This window comes from Rahnella bruchi (assembly GCF_003614975.1).
Taxonomy (GTDB): Bacteria; Pseudomonadota; Gammaproteobacteria; order Enterobacterales; family Enterobacteriaceae; genus Rahnella; species Rahnella bruchi.
Genome location: NZ_QZWI01000001.1, coordinates 913,513 through 932,331, shown reverse-complemented (window position 1 = coordinate 932,331; position 18,819 = coordinate 913,513). Strand labels below are relative to the sequence as shown.

Sequence of the window (18,819 nt, the reverse complement as noted above, 5' to 3'; positions counted from 1 at the left end):
CAATATATGATCACCGGGATCCAAATTACTAAAACCGAAAACGAAGCGCTGAAAAACTCTTTCTGGCTGCTCGATGATGAAAAAGCAGAAGCGCGTTGTGTGTGTGCAAAAGCGGGTTTTGCGGAAGACCAGATTGTTGCTGTCAGCGATCTTGGCAAGTTTGAATACCGTGAAGTGCCGATGGAAGTTCAGCCGACTGTGCGCGTGGAAGGTGGTCAGCACCTGAACGTTAACGTACTGCGTCGCGAAACTCTGGAAGATGCGGTTAAACATCCTGAAAAATACCCACAGCTGACCATTCGTGTTTCTGGCTATGCGGTACGTTTCAACTCACTGACTGCTGAACAGCAGCGTGACGTGATTACCCGTACTTTCACTGAAAGCCTGTAATCGCTTCTGAGTCTCTCAGAATCTGGTAATTTGCTGATATAAAAAAACCGCCTTTCGGGGCGGTTTTTCTTTGCATCAAATACTACTAATGTTTCTTATGATGCGTCTTTTGCCGCATCAGGCTTAACGCGGCGCTTGCCGACGTTTTTGCTGTCACGATGGCGAACTTTCACTTTCACCTTCGATTTTTCCTGCGTAGCTTTCTGCTTCTCTTTGCGTTTCGCCAGTACTTTCTTCGATGGTTTACCGGTCACTTTCTCGCTGGGTGCTTTGGTTTTCGGACGGAATTCGTCCATCACACGCGCTTTCAGTGGTTCGTTCAGGTAACGACCGATTTTACCGAGCAGCAGATGGTCATGCGCTTCCACGAAGGAAATCGCGGTGCCTTTGCGGCCAGCACGACCGGTACGGCCAATGCGGTGTAAATAAATATCAGCGGTCAGCGGCAGGTCGAAGTTGAAGACATGGCTGATGTCGTTGATGTCCAGACCACGGGCAGCGATATCAGTGGCAACCAGCACATTAACGCGGTCTTCGACCATACGCTTCACAGCCTCGGTGCGTTTCACCTGTACCATTTCGCCTTCGAGATAACAGGAATTGATCCCTGCCTCGCGTAGCCAGGCAACCAGCTCATGCACACGTTCGCGTTTACGCACGAAGATCACCGATTTAGTGACATCTTCCTGTTTCAGCAAATGGATCAGCATCTGGGTTTTATGCGCCAGATCGTCGGCGCGGTAATACCATTGCAGGATTTTTTTGCGTTCGCGGCGTGACGGATCGGCTTCGATTTCAACCGGCTCAGTCAGAATGCGTTCTGCGAATTCACGGATGGCTTCCCCTTCCAGCGTTGCGGAGAACAGCAACGTCTGTTTACGCCAGCGTGCTTCGGCAGAAATCGTTTCGATGTCCTGAGCAAAACCCATGTCCAGCATGCGGTCGGCTTCGTCGAGGATCAGCGTTTCGATAGCGCGGCAGTCGAAGTTTTCTTCTTTAATGTATTGCAGCAAACGCCCGGTCGTCGCAACGACGATGTCCTGGTTTTCACTGAATACTTCAGCGTGGTTCATATAAGCCACACCACCAGTGATGGTCGCGATATCCAGTTCGGTATGTTTGGCTAACTCACGCGCCTGTTCAGCAACCTGCATAGCAAGTTCACGGGTTGGCGTGAGGATCAGAATACGTGGTGGACCAGATTTCTTACGCGGGAAATCCAGCAAATGCTGCAATGCAGGCAGCAGGAATGCCGCTGTTTTGCCGGTGCCGGTAGGAGCCGAACCCAACACATCGCGTCCGTCCATTGCTGGCGGAATGGCCTCTGCCTGAATGACAGTAGGACGGCTATAGCCTTTGTCGCCAAGGGCTTCAATCAGGCGTTCATCGAGTTCGAGTTCGGAAAAAGTGGTTACAGTCATGGTCTACCTCTACTTGGGGCGCCGATTATAGACGTGTTAGACGCGATCTTCACCTATTTAAGCGGTTTGCGTGGCTTTTACTCTGCTTCTCTTTGCCCTATGCTACGACAGTTTTCGTTTCCAGCCCTGTTGGCTGGCGTTATTACGGTGAAATGAGTGACAAAAGAAGTTAGTTCCGCACAGCCTTTACGGCGCAATGGTTTTACCTTTAAACAGTTTTTCGTCGCCCACGACCGTTGTGCGATGAAAGTCGGCACAGACGGTGTTTTGCTGGGAGCAACCGCGCCGGTCAGTCAGGCACGGCGAGTTTTAGATATCGGCTGTGGCAGCGGCCTGATTGCTATGATGCTGGCACAGCGCAGTGAATCTGATACTTATATCGATGCCGTTGAACTGGAACCAGCCGCCGCCGGACAGGCAGCTGAAAATTTCCGCGAATCAGTCTGGACGCAAAGACTGTCTGTCCATGCGCAGGATATTAATGAGTTCGCGCAAAAACACCCTGCTCAGTATGATCTGATTGTCAGCAATCCGCCTTATTTTGAATCGGCCGTTGCCTGTCGCGACGAAGCCCGCAATGCTGCCCGCTATACCGAAACCCTGACGCATGAGGCGCTGCTGGATTGCGCGCAGAAGCTGATCACGCCTGCAGGAATGTTCAGCGTTGTTTTGCCGTACGACATCGGTCGGGCGTTTGAAACACTTGCTCACCGGAATGGCTGGTTCAGTGCGTGGCGCATGGCTGTACGCGACCGTCCGGGAAAACCACTTAATCGTTTGTTGCTGACATTAACCAGAAATCCCACAGAGTGCGTGGATCAGGAACTGGCCCTGAGAAAATCGGAAGGGGTTTACAGCGAAGAGTTTTGTGCACTGATTACGGATTTTTATCTGAATTACTGATGGCAGAATAGCCGGTGAAAAGTGCGTTCCTTCGCACTTTTTCCACGTTACGGCTGCAAAATCGTCGGCTGCGGGTTTTCCTGTAAATCAGGATAATCGAGCGTGTAATGCAGGCCGCGACTTTCTTTGCGCTCCAGCGCACTGCGAACAATAAGTTCGGCAACCAGCACCAGATTTCTCAATTCCAGCAAATTATTCGAAATACGGAAGTTGGCGTAGTACTCGTCAATTTCCTGTTGCAGCGTCATGATGCGGCGCAGGGCGCGTTCAAGGCGTTTTGTTGTGCGAACAATCCCCACGTAGTCCCACATAAACAGGCGCAGCTCATGCCAGTTATGCTGGATAACAACCTGCTCATCGGAATTATCCACCCGGCTTTCATCCCATTGCGGAATGTTTTTCGCCAGTCTTGCATGGGGCAGACGCTTAATGATGTCTTCAGCCGCCGACCAGCCATACACCACGCATTCCAGCAGTGAGTTAGAGGCCAGACGGTTAGCGCCATGCAGACCGGTATAGCTGACTTCGCCAATCGCATACAACCCATCAAGATCGGTACGCCCGTGTTGATCCACCATGACGCCACCGCAGGTGTAATGCGCAGCAGGCACAATCGGGATCGGCTGTTTGGTCAGGTCGATGCCGAGCGATTGCAGTTTTTCATCAATCATCGGGAAATGATGTTTGATGAATTCCGGCGGCTGGTGGCTGATATCCAGATACATGCAATCAGCGCCGAGACGCTTCATTTCATGGTCGATAGCCCTGGCGACCACGTCACGCGGAGCCAGTTCGCCACGCTCATCGAAGTCCGGCATGAAACGTGTCCCATCCGGGCGCTTGAGCAGCGCGCCTTCGCCACGCAGGGCTTCGGTCAGCAGGAAGTTACGTGCCTGCGGGTGATAGAGGCAGGTTGGATGAAACTGATTGAATTCCAGATTGGCGACACGACAGCCTGCGCGCCACGCCATAGCCACGCCATCACCGGAGGAGATATCAGGATTGGTGGTGTACTGATACACCTTGGCAGCACCGCCCGTTGCCAGTACAACCGCCTTGGCTCGCAGGGTTTCCACATGCTCTTTATCACGGTTCCAGACATAAGCACCGACGACACGCTGAGTGCCCGGTAATCCGAGCTTGCTGGACGTGATCAAATCCACGGCATTATAGCGCTCTTTAACGCAAATATTTGCGTGTGCTCTTGCTTTCCCAACCAGCGTAGTCTCTACTTCTTTACCTGTAGCATCAGCAGCATGCAGGATCCTGCGGTGGCTGTGACCGCCTTCACGAGTCAGGTGATAACGCTCTTCTGAGCTCGCGTTGGTTTCGGTATCAAACAGTACACCCTGGTCGATCAACCACTGGACACAGTGACGTGCGTTACTGGCGATAAATTCAACCGCTTCTTTATCGCACAGGCCAGCGCCGGCAATTAATGTGTCATCAACATGTGAGGCAATGCTGTCTGCTTCGTCGAATACGGCGGCGATACCGCCTTGTGCGTAGAACGTGGAGCCTTCGTTGAGGGGGCCTTTACTGAGAACAGTGACGTGACAGTGGTCTGCAAGTCGCAAAGCCAGAGACAGGCCCGCAGCGCCACTTCCGATTATCAATACATCGCTAACAAATTCAGATGAAGGTTGCATAACGTATGATGTTTGCAGAAGAAGAGGGAAATTCATGTTAGCCTAAACCTCCGTGCAAAAGCCACGGGCTTAAGACTTCAATAGAAAAAACAATGGCGATGTGGAACTTATTGTTTCATGTGAACTCCAAGCAGTACTTGCTCAGGAATATAATGATGAAAGCTGGCAGTACGATTAAAAGCGCGGAGATAGTTTTGGGGAGATTTTACCTCGGATGAGCGAGCAGTTAGCCGATCAAGTTCTGGTTGAGCGGGTCCAGAAGGGTGATCAAAAATCGTTCAATTTACTGGTTATCCGTTACCAGCATAAGGTAGCGAGCCTAGTATCCCGCTATGTCCCACAGGGCGATGTGCCTGATGTGGTTCAGGAATCTTTTATAAAAGCGTATCGTGCGCTGGAATCTTTCCGCGGCGACAGTGCTTTTTACACCTGGCTGTATCGTATTGCAGTCAACACAGCGAAAAATTATTTAGTCGCTCAGGGGCGTCGTCCACCATCCAGTGATGTCGATGCGAGCGAAGCCGAGAATTTCGAAAGTGGCGGTGCCCTTAAAGAAATTTCGAACCCTGAGAACTTAATGTTGTCTGAAGAGTTACGGCAGATAGTTTTCCGTACTATTGAAGCACTTCCTGAAGATCTTCGCATGGCGATTACCTTAAGGGAGTTGGATGGATTGAGCTACGAAGAAATAGCCGCCATCATGGATTGTCCGGTGGGTACGGTAAGATCGCGTATATTCCGTGCCCGGGAAGCAATTGATAACAAGGTTCAACCGCTCATCCAGCGTTAGAGATGACGGACACAGGAAGGGTACTTAGGCATGCAGAAAGAAAAGCTTTCCGCTCTAATGGATGGTGAAGCCATTGATTCTGAACTGTTAAGTTCTTTATCAACTGATTCCAGGCTTCAGCAAGACTGGCAGAGTTATCATTTGATCCGCGATACATTACGCGGTGATATTGGGAATGTGGTGCATCTGGATATCGCAGACCGTGTGGCCGCAGCGCTGGCAAACGAGCCGGTTAAACTGGTGCCGGGTTCCGCAACAGAATCGCAGCCTCAGCCTCATACCTGGCAAAAAATGCCATTCTGGCAGAAGGTGCGCCCTTGGGCGAGCCAGCTGACTCAGGTTGGCGTGGCTGCCTGTGTATCGCTGGCCGTGATTGTTGGCGTGCAGCATTACAACCAACCTGACGCAGCGGGCGCTTCTCCAGAAACGCCAGCATTTAATACTCTGCCAATGATGGGTAAAGCCTCTCCGGTTAGCTTCGGCGTGCCAAATGAAGGTAATACCACCGGCGGGCAACAAAATGTGCAGGAGCAACGTAAGCGTATCAATGCGATGTTGCAGGATTACGAACTGCAGCGCCGCTTGCATTCTGAGCAGCTCCAGCTCGAACCTGTTACTCCACAGCAAGCCGCTGTTCAGGTCCCAGGAACTCAGTCTTTAGGAACGCAAACGCAGTAATGAAGCATTTTTGGTTTGCCGCTTGTTTAGTGACGGGCAGCCTGCTTACTCCAAGTATCGCCTCGGCAGATCCTACTTCCGAGGCGTTATTACAAGGGATGGGCAAAGCCAGTCAGTCGCTAAATTATGAAATGGGTTTTATCAACATCACGAAGCAAGGGATTGATTCCTTTCGCTATCGTCATGCTGTCACTAATCAATCCTCGCTCGCTCAACTGGTTCTGATGGATGGTCCGCGCCGTGAAATTGTCCAGCGTGGGAAAGACATCAGCTACTTTGAGACCGGGCTTCAGCCTTTTACTCTGGATGGCGATCATATTGTTGATTCCCTGCCTTCCATTGTCTTTAGCGATTTCTCCCTGCTGTCAAAATACTACGATTTCATCGCCGTAGGTCGCGCGCGTGCCGCAGACCGACTGAGTCAGGTGATCCGCGTAGTTTCGCGTGATGGCACAAGATTCAGCTATGTTATCTGGGTGGATGAGCAGACGAAATTACCGATGCGTGTCGACTTATTAGACAGAGATGGCGAAACGCTGGAACAGTTCCGGGTCATCAGTTTTGATGATAGTCAGCAAGTCATCGGCGCACTTGCTGATCTCGCGAAAGCCAGTTTACCACCGGTCCTTTCATTGCCTGCCTCTGAGCAGGTGAAGTTTGGCTGGCAGGTTAAATGGCTTCCTGCAGGTGTTTCTGAAGTGGCCAGCAGTCGCAGAAGCTTGCCAAATATGCCAGTCACGATAGAATCGCGCTTGTACACTGACGGATTGTTCAGCTTCTCTGTCAATATCAGTGCAACAACGAATGGCCCTTCTGAGCAGTTGATCAGACAAGGGCGCAGAACCGTACAAACGGAAGTTCGTAACGGTAATGAGATTACTGTTGTTGGTGAATTGCCACCTTCTACAGCTAAACGTATTGCTGAAAGTATTGTCTTCTCTGCAAAATGACTTTTGGCTAAAAAATCCGGGTGATCTTATGATGAAAGAATGGGCCACTGTGGTGTCGTGGCAAAATGGTATTGCATCCCTGCGCTGTGAAACGCAGTCAGGTTGCAGTAGCTGCCATTCGCGTTCAGGTTGTGGCGCCCGGGTGCTGAATGAACTGGGTCCACAAACTGGCCATAATCTTCAGGTTAGTTTCGCTGAGCCTCTCGAGCCAGGTCAAAAAGTGGAACTGGGAATACCGGAAGGGAGCTTGCTGCGTTCCGCATTTCTGGTGTATATGACGCCACTGTTTGGGGTGATTGCCGGAGGCGGAATATTGCAGGCTCTGTTTAAAGCAGACATGTACGCTGTCATCGGCGCTGTGCTGGGAGGCGGGCTGGGCTTTATCATCGCCAAAGCACTCGCGGCAAAAGTCGACGGTAAAGCCGGTTATCAGCCGGTCGTGTTACAGGTGGGATTACCTCCCAATGCATTTCGTTATTCCGCAGATAACGAACTTCCTTCGTAATATCTGGATTAGCAAAAGCGAATTGAATGCCACTGATTCAGCCGGGTCAGTGGCATTTTTAATTTCTGACCGGGATCCGGTTCTGAATCATATGCTCAATCAGTGCGATGAAAAGATCGGCACTGGAGAGTGAAATATAAGCGACAGAGAACAAAATCCGACCGTGTTTATCGAGCAGTCTGATTAACGGGCTGTTACTTCCGCCGCTGATAAACTGAATGTCCTCTACGGGTATTGTCTTCCCTTCATCGGTGGTCAGCATTAATGCACTCAATCGGATCATTTTTTCGTTCGTTGTCAGAAGGTTAGAGCCGATAAACCGTTTAAGTCCGCAGTGCGAATTCACCATGCAGGTAAAAAGAATGTCTCCGCCTTGTGCCAGCGTCTTTAATGCCTGGGGACCACGGAACATCAACTGCTCATTCTTAATAACATCAATCAGACGTTCTGAATTAGCAATATTCGGCGTGATCCTATGCCATATTTTGCTATTTTCTTCTCTGAACATCATGGTATTTAAAATACGACGGGTATATTTACCGGTTCTGAAGCGATATATATCCGTGATTCTGTCGAATGGAATAAATCGGTTCTTTTTATCAAGCTGACTTATAACTAAAATACCATTTTCATGAAGCTGATAGACCTGATTTGGTCGGATGAAGCGCCTCAATAAAATAAGTACCAGCCCGAGTGCAATACTCAGCAGGGCAGAGACTGCAACACTGTGCAGCCCGTCTGCGGTATGGCCGAAAGCGAGGAAGAAAGCAATTTGTACGGCACCGCCCACCAGCAAAAGCACTGACAGGACCAGAGTGATCCAAGAGTTGGCTTTGGCAAAGCCATGCTGACTGAGCAGCCGCCCTTCATTGATCATAGTGATAACCTTGTGACCGGATTGAATTAAAATTAAAAAAGAATAAGGAAGAATTAGAATTAAAACTTTGTGGATTGAAATAATGTAATTTCTTTTATAACAATATATTAGGCGTGAGGGTTCGTTTTTGTATATGGGCATTTTCCTAAAACCTGTGCAGGCCGGATAAGAAAGGGAAAATGCCTGAAAGAGGTAAAGGTGCATAGGTAAAATCAACCCGGCAATGAAAACAAATGAAAATGTGGGGATTTACCTCAGAAAAAGCACGCATAATCTGGAGTTAGGATGTACCGAGACTAGGTTTTCACGGTGCTGGCATGTAGAATGCTGCGACTTAGGCGAAAGACAGCCAACCTACAAACCGTCGCTGTATGTTCATGGCGAATGATTCAGAAATACCAAGGTAGAAAAACTTTTATAATGAAGCATATACGAAATTTCTCCATTATTGCCCACATTGACCACGGTAAGTCGACGCTGTCAGACCGTATTATTCAAATTTGCGGCGGCTTGTCCGATCGTGAAATGGAAGCGCAGGTTCTCGATTCTATGGATCTCGAACGTGAGCGCGGTATCACCATCAAAGCGCAGAGCGTAACGCTCGATTACAAAGCAAAAGATGGGCAGGTTTACCACCTGAACTTTATCGATACCCCCGGACATGTCGACTTCTCCTACGAAGTTTCCCGTTCACTGGCAGCCTGTGAAGGCGCATTGCTGGTTGTGGATGCGGGTCAGGGCGTAGAAGCACAAACGCTGGCGAACTGCTACACCGCGATGGAAATGGATCTGGAAGTGGTTCCGGTTCTGAATAAAATCGATTTGCCTGCTGCTGATCCTGATCGCGCAGCACAAGAAATCGAAGACATCGTGGGTATTGATGCGACGGATGCTGTCCGTTGTTCAGCAAAAACCGGCGTGGGTGTTCCTGAAGTTCTGGAACGTCTGGTGCGTGATGTTCCGCCACCGGAAGGTGATCCGGATGCGCCATTACAGGCGCTGATCATCGATTCCTGGTTCGATAACTATCTTGGCGTGGTTTCTCTGGTCCGTATCAAAAACGGCACCATGAGAAAGGGCGACAAGATTAAAGTCATGAGTACCGGACAGGTGTATAACGCCGATCGTCTGGGTATCTTCACGCCTAAACGCGTTGATAAAGATATCCTCAACTGCGGCGAAGTAGGCTGGCTGGTTTGTGCAATCAAAGACATCCTTGGCGCACCGGTGGGTGATACCCTGACGTTGGCTCGTCAGCCTGCTGACAAAGCGCTGCCTGGTTTCAAAAAAGTGAAACCTCAGGTTTATGCCGGTCTGTTCCCGGTCAGTTCCGATGACTATGAAAACTTCCGTGATGCGTTAGGCAAACTCAGCCTCAACGATGCTTCCCTGTTCTATGAACCGGAAAGCTCCACTGCGCTGGGCTTCGGTTTCCGTTGCGGCTTCCTCGGCCTGCTGCATATGGAAATCATTCAGGAACGTCTGGAACGTGAATACGATCTGGATCTGATCACCACGGCACCGACCGTTGTGTATGAAGTTCTGACCACCAGCAATGAAACTGTTTATGTCGACAGCCCGTCTAAACTTCCGGCGCTGAATAACATTCAGGAATTGCGCGAGCCAATCGCTGAGTGCCACATGCTGATGCCACAGGAATATCTGGGCAGCGTGATCACCTTGTGTATTGAGAAACGTGGCGTGCAGACCAACATGGTTTACCACGGTAACCAGGTTGCGCTGACGTATGAAATTCCAATGGCTGAAGTGGTGCTCGATTTCTTCGACCGTCTGAAGTCAACATCTCGTGGCTATGCGTCCCTCGATTACAATTTCAAACGTTTTCAGGCTTCTGACATGGTACGTGTTGATGTTCTAATCAACGGCGACCGTGTGGATGCACTGGCACTGATTACTCACCGTGGTAATTCACAGTTCCGTGGGCGCCAGCTGGTTGAGAAGATGCAGGAATTGATCCCGCGTCAGCAGTTCGACATTGCTATTCAGGCGGCAATTGGTGCTCACATCATTGCCCGTTCTACCGTGAAGCAATTACGTAAAAACGTTATCGCCAAATGTTATGGCGGTGACGTTAGCCGTAAGAAGAAACTTCTGCAGAAGCAGAAAGATGGTAAGAAACGCATGAAGCAAGTGGGTAACGTTGAGTTACCACAGGAAGCGTTCCTGGCCATTCTTCACGTGGGCAAAGACAGCAAATAAAACCTCATTGATGTTGTAGGGAGTATGCATGGCTAACATGTTTGCCCTGATCCTGGCGGTTGCAACGCTGGTTTCAGGGATTATCTGGTGCCTTGATCGTTTCAAGCTGGCACCTGCACGCCGGGCCAAGGTTGCAAAAATTAAGGCCGAAACGGGCGGGGCGGTTGACGATACAACGCTGAGCAAGGTCGCGAAGCAGCCGGGCTGGGTGGAAACCTGTGCTTCGGTTTTCCCGGTATTGTTAGTTGTGTTCGTGGTGCGTTCATTTATTTATGAGCCGTTCCAGATCCCATCCGGCTCCATGATGCCAACGCTGCTTATTGGCGATTTCATTGTGGTTGAGAAATATGCCTATGGTCTGAAGGATCCTATTAGCCAGACCAAGCTTATCCCGACCGGTGAACCAAAACGCGGCGATGTGGTGGTCTTTAAATATCCGCTCAATCCAAGCGTGGACTATATTAAACGTCTGGTCGGTTTGCCGGGCGACCGTGTGACGTACGATCCGTTCAGTAAGCAGGTGACAATTCAGCCAGCATGCGAAAGCGGTAAAAATTGCAACACAGCTCTGGCGGTGACGTATGACACCGGCGTTGCCAGCGATTTCGTACAGACTTTCGGTCAGTCTTCTGGTAGCGAAGCCAGCAGTGGTTTCTTTGAAACGCCACCGACCGCTAACGTTCCGCAGGACGGCGTCCGTCTGGTTCAGCGCAACGAAACGCTGGGCAACGTGACGCATCATATTCTGACCGTGCCGGGCGCGCGTGACCAGTTGGGGGCGTACTATCAGCAACCAGGTCAGCCGCTGGGAACATGGGTCGTTCCTGCTGGCCATTATTTCATGATGGGCGATAACCGTGATAACAGCGCTGACAGCCGTTATTGGGGCTTTGTACCTGAAAAGAATTTAGTGGGTAAAGCTTCTGCAATTTGGATGAGCTTTAAAAAACAGGAAGGTGAATGGCCTACCGGTGTTCGTTTAAGCCGTATCGGTGGAATTCATTAATTAATGGTGCCCGTTAGCGCAGCATTATATTTCCACACGTTGTAGAATATCCTTTCGGGCGATAAAAGTTGGCTCCCCTGATTTTACGTTTTATTTAAAACGAACAGGAGGAGCCACTGCAAACGAAACAGCTTTGGATTGGCTTAGGGCGAAGCAGGCCTGTTCCGTATGCTGAAGTTTTTGACGCATTCTTGATCTATTGGTAACTCATGAATCCCATCGTAATAAACAGGCTTCAGCGGAAGCTGGGCTACACTTTTCAACAGCAGGAGCTTTTATTGCAGGCACTGACTCACCGCAGCGCAAGCAGTAAACACAATGAGCGTTTAGAGTTCCTGGGTGATTCCATTCTTAGTTATGTGATTGCTAACGCACTGTACCAACGTTTTCCTCGGGTAGACGAGGGCGATATGAGTCGCATGCGTGCCACGCTGGTGCGCGGAAATACGTTAGCTGAAATGGCACGTGAATTCGATCTCGGCGAATGCTTACGCTTAGGGCCGGGCGAATTAAAAAGTGGTGGTTTCCGCCGTGAGTCAATTCTTGCGGATACGGTGGAGGCACTCATTGGCGGCGTATTCCTGGACAGTGATATCCAGAACGTCGAAAAGCTGATTCTCGATTGGTACCGTAGTCGTTTAGACGAAATCAGTCCCGGTGATAAGCAGAAAGACCCAAAGACTCGTTTACAGGAGTTTTTGCAAGGTCGCCATCTGCCGTTGCCTTCTTATCTGGTTGTGCAGGTTCGCGGTGAAGCGCACGACCAAGAGTTTACCATCCACTGCCAGGTCAGTGGCTTGAGCCAGCCGGTTGTAGGAACCGGTTCAAGCCGCAGAAAAGCTGAGCAGGCGGCAGCGGAACAAGCGCTGATACAGCTGGAGCTTGAATGAGCGAAGAAAAGAATTACTGTGGTTTTGTAGCAATCGTTGGCCGTCCTAACGTCGGTAAATCAACCTTGCTGAACGAATTACTGGGGCAGAAGATCTCCATTACTTCGCGTAAACCGCAAACCACGCGTCACCGTATTATGGGTATCCATACCGAAGGGCCATATCAGGCAATCTATGTGGACACCCCCGGGCTGCACATGGAGGAAAAGCGGGCGATCAACCGCCTGATGAACCGTGCTGCCAGCAGTTCTATCGGTGACGTTGAGCTGGTTATTTTCGTGGTTGAAGGCACCCACTGGACGCCTGACGACGAAATGGTTGTGAATAAACTGCGTGATATTAAAGCGCCGGTTCTGCTGGCTATCAACAAAATCGATAATGTCACTGACAAATCGAAGCTGTTGCCGCACCTGCAGTTCCTCAGCGAGCAGATGAACTTCATCGACATCGTGCCAATGTCTGCCGAGAAGCGTATCAACGTAGATACCATCGCCAGCATCGTCCGTAAACGTCTGCCAGAAGCGATTCATCACTTCCCTGAAGATTACATTACTGACCGTTCGCAGCGCTTTATGGCCTCAGAAATTATCCGTGAAAAACTGATGCGTTTCCTTGGCGAAGAACTGCCTTACTCCGTAACCGTAGAAATCGAACGGTTCGTCAGCAATGAACGTGGCGGCTACGACATCAATGGTCTGATTCTGGTAGAACGTGAAGGCCAGAAGAAAATGGTCATCGGTAATAAAGGCTCAAAAATCAAGACGATCGGTATCGAATCGCGTCAGGACATGGAAAACATGTTCGAAGCGAAAGTTCATCTTGAGTTGTGGGTTAAGGTCAAATCCGGCTGGGCAGACGACGAACGTGCGCTGCGTAGCCTGGGTTACACAGACGACTTATAAGGTCCGCGCCTATGGAAGGCTGGCAACGCGCATTTGTTTTGCATGGGCGACCTTACAGTGAAACCAGTCTCATGCTGGATTTATTCACTGAGGGACAAGGGCGGGTACGCATACTGGCTAAAGGTGCGCGTGGCCGCCGGTCCAATTTAAAAGGCTGCCTGCAGCCTTTTACGCCTTTACTGGTTCGCTGGAGCGGGCGGGGAGAAGTCAAAACCCTGCGCAATGCCGAGCCGGTCTCTCTGGCTCTCCCCCTTTCTGGTCTGATGCTTTACAGCGGCCTGTACGTTAACGAGCTCGTTTCCCGCGTGCTTGAGCAGGAAGCCAATTACTCTTCGTTGTTCTTCGATTATCTCAATTGTTTGCAAAATCTGGCCGGTGCCAGCGGTTCTCCTGAATACGCTTTGCGCCAGTTCGAACTCGCTTTGCTACATCATCTGGGTTACGGCGTGGATTTCTTGCATTGCGCAGGCAGCGGCGAAGAAGTCAGCGACACCATGACCTACCGTTACCGCGAAGAAAAAGGCTTTATCGCCAGCCTGGTGATCGACAATTCCAGTTTTACAGGGCGTGATTTGAAAGCACTGGCCAGCCGTGATTTTCCGGATGTTTCCACGTTGCGCGCTGCGAAACGTTTTACCCGTATGGCGCTGAAACCCTATCTTGGTGGCAAGCCACTGAAAAGCCGCGAGCTGTTCCGCCAGTTTCAGGTCAAAAAGCCTGTCTTACCTTCTGACAATTCTTCCGGCTAATTCAGATTCCGGGCTACACGTCGCTACGCCCAAGGGTGTAAACTGCAGAAATTGGCTTTTCTGATCTACTCATAAATCAATTCATTCTCAAATCTGGAGCTGTTATGGCTGAGTTGCTGTTGGGCGTTAACATTGATCACATCGCGACACTGCGTAATGCACGCGGTACGGCTTATCCTGATCCGGTTCAGGCGGCATTCATCGCTGAACAGGCTGGTGCTGATGGGATCACCGTCCACCTGCGTGAAGATCGCCGTCACATCACTGACCGCGACGTGCGCCTTCTGCGCCAGACCATCCAAACCCGTATGAATCTCGAAATGGCCGTCACCGATGAAATGGTCGGAATTGCCTGTGAAGTTCTGCCGCATTTCTGCTGTCTTGTGCCGGAAAAGCGTGAAGAAGTCACCACCGAAGGCGGTCTGGATGTCGCCGGTCAGCTGGATAAAATGACCGTTGCTGTTTCCCGTCTCAGCGAAGCCGGCATTTTGGTTTCCCTGTTTATCGACCCGGATATGCGTCAGATTGATGCCGCTGTCGCAGTGGGTGCGCCTTACATCGAAATTCATACCGGTGCGTATGCTGAAGCGAAAACTGACCTTGAGCGTCAGGCTGAGCTGGAACGCATTAAGCAAGGTGCGGCTTACGCAGCAGGAAAAGGCCTGAAAGTGAATGCCGGTCACGGGCTGACTTACCACAACGTTCAGCCGATTGCAGCCCTGCCGGAAATGCATGAGCTGAATATCGGCCACGCTATCATCGGTCAGGCAGTGATCGACGGTTTATCCGGTGCGGTACGTGAAATGAAAAATCTGATGAGAGAAGCCCGCAGGTAATGAGCATTCTAGGTTTAGGTACGGATATCGTAGAGATTTCCCGTATCGAAGCAGTGATTGAACGCAGCGGCGACCGGCTGGCGAAGCGTATTTTATGCGCCAATGAATGGGCTGTTTATCAGCAGCATCAGCAGCCTGTTCGTTTTCTGGCCAAGCGGTTTGCCGTTAAGGAAGCCGCGGCGAAAGCGCTGGGAACCGGCATTCGTAACGGTCTGGCGTTTGAGCAGTTTGAAGTGATCAATGATGTGCTGGGTAAACCGGGGCTGGTTTTTCATGCCCGTGCGGCAGAAATGGCGGCACAAATGGGCGTGAAATCCGTACATGTTACGCTGGCTGATGAACGGCGTTATGCCTGTGCGACGGTGATTATCGAGAATTAATCCATTACATTACGCCGTTAATTACACGGCGTGATGTAATACCACAAACTTATCCCAAAGCTGTTCGTTGGTTTCCGTGTGTTGCGCATTGATGATGATCGTATTGTCGATCGGGCAGACGCTCTGACAGGTCGGCTTGTCGTAATGGCCGACACATTCCGTGCAACGATCGCTGTCAATTTCGTAAATCTCATTGCCCATCGAGATCGCCTGATTCGGGCACTCCGGTTCGCACATATCGCAATTGATGCATTTGTGTGTGATCAGCAGGGCCATGGTGTTTTCTCGTATCGTTCAGTCATCAGGGCGCGCAGTATAGCAGAATTGCGCTGGTGTAGGTTCTGCCTCACAGCCTTTCCACCCCTCAAATGATCCTGATCAAACCAGCTTTTTAACCAGTTCTTCGCTGTGGCGGATCCGCTCCGGTGCATGTTCGGTATCCTGCTGAACCAGCGCGACAAACAGCAGATCAGTCAGTGAATACTGCGCCGTGGTGGCCGACAGCGCGGCACCGCGTGTGGCCGGTAATTCCGCGACCGTGTACAAACAATGATCGGCCTGCTGTTGCAGGGTATTGGGTGAAAATCCGGTGATCGCCAGAACTTTAGCGCCACTTTCCCGGGCTACCCGCGCCGCCAGATTGATTTCACTGCGTTCACCGCTGAATGAAATCGCCAGCAGTAAATCTTCCTTTGAAAGCGCCTGTGCGGTAGCCACTAAAACATGAGTATCCGATTCGGCAATGGCCGTGACGCCTATTTTCAACAGTTTAAATGCCAGATCCCTTGCCACTAAACCCGACGCACCAATGCCGCTCAGCACAATTTTGCGGGCACTGCTCAGCATCGACAATGCAATTTGCAAGCGAGGCTCGCTGTTGATATCCAGGGTCGCACGCAATGCGGATTGTTTCTCGGTCAGCAGTTTCTCGCCCACGACGTGCAGACTGTCTGTGCTTAAAATTTGATTATGTACGGTGACCGGTTCGCTGTTTTTGGGTGAGGCCAGAGATTCGCTCATGGCCAGTTTCAGCGCAGGAAAACCTTTATACCCGAGTTTCTGGGCGAATTTCACCACACCCGACTGGCTGACTCCCGCCATTACGGCCAGTTTTTGTGAGCTCATATGACGCGCCTTTTCCGGCTGAGCCAGTAAAAAATCAGCCAGCTTACGGTCATTTTGTGCCAGTGTCGGATACAACTGGCGGATACGGATCATACAACTCATGGTGGCTTATCCCGTCTTCTCAGAATACGTAGGTCACGCTTTGCGGATTATCTTAACTAAAATAGCAAATATAACTCGCATTGATGAATAAAATATTCAAATATTGAACGATTAATTTGAATTAAAAATTCAGGAGACAATCATGACCACTCAGATGAATCTAGGCACGCTCATATCCGAAACCCGTAACCCTGATACTTTGAATCTCGATGAGATGTCCACGGCAGATCTCGTGGCCTGTTTTAACCGCGAAGATTACAAAGTACCAGAAGCGATAAGCAAGGTTCTTCCTCAGATTGCCCAAGCGGTAGATAAAGCCGCAGCTTCATTTAAAGCCGGTGGCCGTCTGATTTATCTCGGTGCGGGGACCAGCGGCCGTCTTGGCGTGCTTGATGCGTCGGAATGCCCACCGACGTTCGGTGTGCCACACGGTATGGTTGTCGGCCTGATTGCCGGTGGCCCCGGTGCAATGCTTAAAGCAGTAGAAGGCGCCGAAGACAGCGAATCGCTGGGCATTGAAGATTTAAAAAACCTGAATCTGAGCGCGGATGACACTGTTGTCGGCTTAGCTGCGAGCGGCCGCACACCTTATGTCATTGGTGCATTACGCTACGCCACAGAACTGGGCTGTGCCACGGTGGCGATTTCCTGTAATCCGGATTCACCGATCGCACAGGAAGCGACGATCGCAATTTCTCCGGTTGTCGGGCCCGAGGCGCTGACCGGGTCCACCCGTCTGAAATCCGGCACTGCGCAGAAACTGGTTCTCAACATGATTTCTACCGGTGCGATGGTGAAAACCGGCAAGGTCTATCAGAACCTGATGGTCGATGTGAAAGCGACCAACGTCAAACTGGTCGATCGTGCCTGTCGCATTGTTGTGGAAGCCACCGGTGCAGCGCGAAATGAGGCTGAACTGGCGCTTTCGCAGACTGATTTCGAAGTGAAACCGGCCATTCTTATGTTACTGGCTGGCATTGATGCACCACAGGCAAAAGAACGTCTGGAGCGGCATAACGGTTTCCTGCGCGCGGCACTGGCGGGCTAAATCAGGAGAAAAGTATGGCGACAGCAATGGATAAAACTCACCTGCTGGCTTCTAAAATATTGCAGGGTGTGGGCGGCGAAGGAAATATCAGCAAGCTGGAAAACTGCATGACCCGCGTGCGCGTGGAAGTTTATGACGATGCTCGTTTGGATCTGACCAGCCTGAAAACGCTGGAAGGAATTAAAGGGTATCTGAAGCAGGGCGAGCAGCATCAGTTTATTGTGGGCCCTGGCGCGGCGGCCAAAGTGGTGGACGCCATGCGTCTGTTATTAAGCACTGCCGGTACCGCCACTGCGGCGGGTGAAGGTGATATTGCCCGCAACAAAGCCAGTGCGAAAGCCAAATACTCTGCGCCGATGAGTGGCGCACTGCGCAAACTGGCGGATGTTTTCATCCCGCTGATCCCGGCGTTTATCGCTTCAGGTCTGATTATGGGCATTATCAATCTGCTCAAACGGCCTGATATTGCCGGTTCCATTGCGACTGATTATCCCAACATTCTCGGCCTGCTGGCGATTTTCGGCGGTGCTGTGTTTGCCATCATGAATATTCTGGTCGGTGTTAATGCTGCCCGCGTATTTGGCGGTTCGCAGGCCATGGGCGGCGTGATGGCGGGGATCCTTTCCAGCCCGGCGCTGGCGCAAATTACGTTGTTTGGCGAAACATTACAGCCGGGGCGCGGCGGGGTGATTGCGGTGCTGCTGGTTGTCGCGCTGATGTGCTGGCTTGAAAAACGCCTACGTCAGTGGCTGCCGGAATCTGTGGAACTGATCCTCAATCCGTTGATCACCACGCTAATCACCGCCACGCTGGCGATTGTTATCCTCCAGCCGATCGGTGGCTATATTTCTGACGGTATCGCGCATGGCGTCAATATTGCAATCGATAAAGGCGGATTACTGGTCGGCGCGGTACTGGCCGGGGCGTTTCTGCCGCTGGTGCTCTCAGGATTGCATCAGGGGCTGGTGCCTATCCATGTGGAGCTTATTCAGGCGCATGGTTCCAATCCTTTGCTGCCCATTTTAGCTATGGCCGGAGTGGGGCAGGTGGGTGCGGCGATCGCAGTTTACATGAAAACACGTAATACCCGGCTGAAGAAAGTGATTAAAGGTGCATTGCCGGTAGGGATTCTGGGCATCGGTGAGCCGCTGATTTTTGGTGTTACGCTACCGCTTGGACGGCCATTTATTGGTGCATGTTTAGGCGGAGCCGTCGGCGGTGCGCTAATCTGTTACTGGAAAGTCGCGACGGTTATCACGTTTGGTATTTCCGGCCTGCCGCTGGCGCTGACCATTATTTCCGGCAAAGTGATGTTGTATCTGACCGGTTTAGTCATTACGGTATTAGCTGGTTTTATTTTTACCTGGCTGATGGGGTTCAACGATCCCGAGGAGTAAC

Annotated in this window: 20 protein-coding genes; 15 read left to right on the top strand and 5 right to left on the bottom strand. The window is 50.9% G+C overall.

All coding sequences use genetic code 11. From position 1 onward, the window contains the following. Positions 1 to 6 precede the first annotated feature (6 nt). On the top strand, positions 7 to 390 hold the full coding sequence (gene grcA / locus D5398_RS04455; protein ID WP_120133608.1) for an autonomous glycyl radical cofactor GrcA: 384 nt from the start codon (positions 7 to 9) through the stop codon (positions 388 to 390). 95 nt (positions 391 to 485) lie between these two features. On the opposite strand, the gene srmB is transcribed toward grcA, so the two are convergent. Beyond that, the gene (gene srmB / locus D5398_RS04450; RefSeq protein ID WP_120506491.1) at positions 486 to 1,811 is read right to left on the bottom strand and encodes an ATP-dependent RNA helicase SrmB; all 1,326 of its coding nucleotides are present in this window, start codon (positions 1,809 to 1,811) and stop codon (positions 486 to 488) included. A 156-nt stretch (positions 1,812 to 1,967) separates the two neighbouring features. On the opposite strand from srmB, the gene trmN reads away from it, so the two are divergent. Next, positions 1,968 to 2,714: a tRNA(1)(Val) (adenine(37)-N(6))-methyltransferase TrmN gene (trmN, locus tag D5398_RS04445; RefSeq protein ID WP_120506490.1), complete on the top strand. Its 747-nt coding sequence runs from the start codon at positions 1,968 to 1,970 to the stop codon at positions 2,712 to 2,714. Positions 2,715 to 2,761: 47 nt separating this feature from the next. Here trmN and nadB read toward each other — a convergent pair whose 3' ends face one another. Next, complete coding sequence (gene nadB, locus D5398_RS04440; protein ID WP_208645873.1) at positions 2,762 to 4,363, bottom strand: L-aspartate oxidase; 1,602 nt, start codon at positions 4,361 to 4,363, stop codon at positions 2,762 to 2,764. A gap of 214 nt (positions 4,364 to 4,577) precedes the next feature. Between nadB and rpoE the strand changes: the two genes are divergently transcribed. From rpoE to rseC, 4 genes are read left to right on the top strand one after another with little or no spacing between them, the layout of a single operon-like run. After that, positions 4,578 to 5,153 carry an RNA polymerase sigma factor RpoE gene (gene rpoE / locus D5398_RS04435; RefSeq protein WP_120133604.1) on the top strand — a complete coding sequence of 192 codons (576 nt, stop codon included), beginning with the start codon at positions 4,578 to 4,580 and terminating at the stop codon, positions 5,151 to 5,153. Positions 5,154 to 5,183: 30 nt separating this feature from the next. Continuing rightward, positions 5,184 to 5,831: an anti-sigma-E factor RseA gene (gene rseA, locus D5398_RS04430; RefSeq protein WP_120506488.1), complete on the top strand. Its 648-nt coding sequence runs from the start codon at positions 5,184 to 5,186 to the stop codon at positions 5,829 to 5,831. Then, positions 5,831 to 6,781 carry a sigma-E factor regulatory protein RseB gene (gene rseB / locus D5398_RS04425; protein WP_120506487.1) on the top strand — a complete coding sequence of 317 codons (951 nt, stop codon included), beginning with the start codon at positions 5,831 to 5,833 and terminating at the stop codon, positions 6,779 to 6,781. Before rseA ends, rseB begins: the two co-directional genes overlap by 1 nt. A gap of 28 nt (positions 6,782 to 6,809) precedes the next feature. After that, positions 6,810 to 7,286 carry a SoxR-reducing system protein RseC gene (rseC, locus tag D5398_RS04420; RefSeq protein ID WP_120506486.1) on the top strand — a complete coding sequence of 159 codons (477 nt, stop codon included), beginning with the start codon at positions 6,810 to 6,812 and terminating at the stop codon, positions 7,284 to 7,286. Between the two features lie 58 nt (positions 7,287 to 7,344). On the opposite strand, the gene D5398_RS04415 is transcribed toward rseC, so the two are convergent. Then, positions 7,345 to 8,163, bottom strand: a complete 819-nt coding sequence (locus tag D5398_RS04415) for a DUF6585 family protein (RefSeq protein ID WP_120506485.1) — start codon at positions 8,161 to 8,163, stop codon at positions 7,345 to 7,347. Between the two features lie 420 nt (positions 8,164 to 8,583). Here D5398_RS04415 and lepA point away from each other — a divergent pair, with 420 nt between their 5' ends. The 7 genes from lepA to acpS all read left to right on the top strand — a co-directional run bounded on the left by lepA (position 8,584) and on the right by acpS (position 15,146). Continuing rightward, positions 8,584 to 10,383 carry a translation elongation factor 4 gene (gene lepA, locus D5398_RS04410; protein WP_120506484.1) on the top strand — a complete coding sequence of 600 codons (1,800 nt, stop codon included), beginning with the start codon at positions 8,584 to 8,586 and terminating at the stop codon, positions 10,381 to 10,383. Positions 10,384 to 10,411: 28 nt separating this feature from the next. Then, a complete protein-coding gene (lepB, locus tag D5398_RS04405) occupies positions 10,412 to 11,389 on the top strand; it encodes a signal peptidase I (RefSeq protein ID WP_120506483.1) in 978 nt (325 codons plus the stop codon). Positions 11,390 to 11,598: 209 nt separating this feature from the next. Then, positions 11,599 to 12,279, top strand: a complete 681-nt coding sequence (gene rnc, locus D5398_RS04400) for a ribonuclease III (RefSeq protein WP_056770851.1) — start codon at positions 11,599 to 11,601, stop codon at positions 12,277 to 12,279. Beyond that, positions 12,276 to 13,181: a GTPase Era gene (gene era, locus D5398_RS04395; RefSeq protein WP_112164246.1), complete on the top strand. Its 906-nt coding sequence runs from the start codon at positions 12,276 to 12,278 to the stop codon at positions 13,179 to 13,181. Before rnc ends, era begins: the two co-directional genes overlap by 4 nt. Before the next feature lie 11 nt (positions 13,182 to 13,192). Then, positions 13,193 to 13,930, top strand: coding sequence for a DNA repair protein RecO (recO, locus tag D5398_RS04390; RefSeq protein WP_120506482.1), 738 nt, complete (start codon positions 13,193 to 13,195; stop codon positions 13,928 to 13,930). A gap of 104 nt (positions 13,931 to 14,034) precedes the next feature. Then, a complete protein-coding gene (gene pdxJ, locus D5398_RS04385; protein WP_120133595.1) occupies positions 14,035 to 14,766 on the top strand; it encodes a pyridoxine 5'-phosphate synthase in 732 nt (243 codons plus the stop codon). Further along, a complete protein-coding gene (gene acpS, locus D5398_RS04380) occupies positions 14,766 to 15,146 on the top strand; it encodes a holo-ACP synthase (RefSeq protein ID WP_120133594.1) in 381 nt (126 codons plus the stop codon). Before pdxJ ends, acpS begins: the two co-directional genes overlap by 1 nt. A gap of 21 nt (positions 15,147 to 15,167) precedes the next feature. Here the strand turns inward: acpS and D5398_RS04375 are convergent, their stop codons facing one another. After that, on the bottom strand, positions 15,168 to 15,422 hold the full coding sequence (locus D5398_RS04375; protein WP_120506481.1) for a YfhL family 4Fe-4S dicluster ferredoxin: 255 nt from the start codon (positions 15,420 to 15,422) through the stop codon (positions 15,168 to 15,170). A 102-nt stretch (positions 15,423 to 15,524) separates the two neighbouring features. Next, entirely contained in the window at positions 15,525 to 16,373 is an 849-nt protein-coding gene (locus D5398_RS04370; protein WP_120506480.1) for a MurR/RpiR family transcriptional regulator, read from the bottom strand. Positions 16,374 to 16,527: 154 nt separating this feature from the next. Between D5398_RS04370 and murQ the strand changes: the two genes are divergently transcribed. Together murQ and D5398_RS04360 are read left to right on the top strand one after the other, a co-directional pair. Further along, positions 16,528 to 17,421, top strand: coding sequence for an N-acetylmuramic acid 6-phosphate etherase (gene murQ, locus D5398_RS04365; RefSeq protein WP_120506686.1), 894 nt, complete (start codon positions 16,528 to 16,530; stop codon positions 17,419 to 17,421). Between the two features lie 26 nt (positions 17,422 to 17,447). Next, on the top strand, positions 17,448 to 18,818 hold the full coding sequence (locus D5398_RS04360; RefSeq protein ID WP_120506685.1) for a PTS transporter subunit EIIC: 1,371 nt from the start codon (positions 17,448 to 17,450) through the stop codon (positions 18,816 to 18,818). The last annotated feature ends 1 nt before the right edge of the window (position 18,819 follow it).

Coding starts and splice junctions, on each gene's coding strand:
- pdxJ (WP_120133595.1), top strand. CDS start 14,035: ATGGCTGAGTTGCTGTTGGGCGTTAACATTGATCACATCGCGACACTG.
- srmB (WP_120506491.1), bottom strand. CDS start 1,811: ATGACTGTAACCACTTTTTCCGAACTCGAACTCGATGAACGCCTGATT.
- rseB (WP_120506487.1), top strand. CDS start 5,831: ATGAAGCATTTTTGGTTTGCCGCTTGTTTAGTGACGGGCAGCCTGCTT.
- nadB (WP_208645873.1), bottom strand. CDS start 4,363: ATGCAACCTTCATCTGAATTTGTTAGCGATGTATTGATAATCGGAAGT.
- era (WP_112164246.1), top strand. CDS start 12,276: ATGAGCGAAGAAAAGAATTACTGTGGTTTTGTAGCAATCGTTGGCCGT.
- lepA (WP_120506484.1), top strand. CDS start 8,584: ATGAAGCATATACGAAATTTCTCCATTATTGCCCACATTGACCACGGT.
- murQ (WP_120506686.1), top strand. CDS start 16,528: ATGAATCTAGGCACGCTCATATCCGAAACCCGTAACCCTGATACTTTG.
- rnc (WP_056770851.1), top strand. CDS start 11,599: ATGAATCCCATCGTAATAAACAGGCTTCAGCGGAAGCTGGGCTACACT.
- grcA (WP_120133608.1), top strand. CDS start 7: ATGATCACCGGGATCCAAATTACTAAAACCGAAAACGAAGCGCTGAAA.
- D5398_RS04360 (WP_120506685.1), top strand. CDS start 17,448: ATGGATAAAACTCACCTGCTGGCTTCTAAAATATTGCAGGGTGTGGGC.
- D5398_RS04370 (WP_120506480.1), bottom strand. CDS start 16,373: ATGAGTTGTATGATCCGTATCCGCCAGTTGTATCCGACACTGGCACAA.
- D5398_RS04375 (WP_120506481.1), bottom strand. CDS start 15,422: ATGGCCCTGCTGATCACACACAAATGCATCAATTGCGATATGTGCGAA.
- rpoE (WP_120133604.1), top strand. CDS start 4,578: ATGAGCGAGCAGTTAGCCGATCAAGTTCTGGTTGAGCGGGTCCAGAAG.
- acpS (WP_120133594.1), top strand. CDS start 14,766: ATGAGCATTCTAGGTTTAGGTACGGATATCGTAGAGATTTCCCGTATC.
- recO (WP_120506482.1), top strand. CDS start 13,193: ATGGAAGGCTGGCAACGCGCATTTGTTTTGCATGGGCGACCTTACAGT.
- D5398_RS04415 (WP_120506485.1), bottom strand. CDS start 8,163: ATGATCAATGAAGGGCGGCTGCTCAGTCAGCATGGCTTTGCCAAAGCC.
- rseC (WP_120506486.1), top strand. CDS start 6,810: ATGATGAAAGAATGGGCCACTGTGGTGTCGTGGCAAAATGGTATTGCA.
- lepB (WP_120506483.1), top strand. CDS start 10,412: ATGGCTAACATGTTTGCCCTGATCCTGGCGGTTGCAACGCTGGTTTCA.
- rseA (WP_120506488.1), top strand. CDS start 5,184: ATGCAGAAAGAAAAGCTTTCCGCTCTAATGGATGGTGAAGCCATTGAT.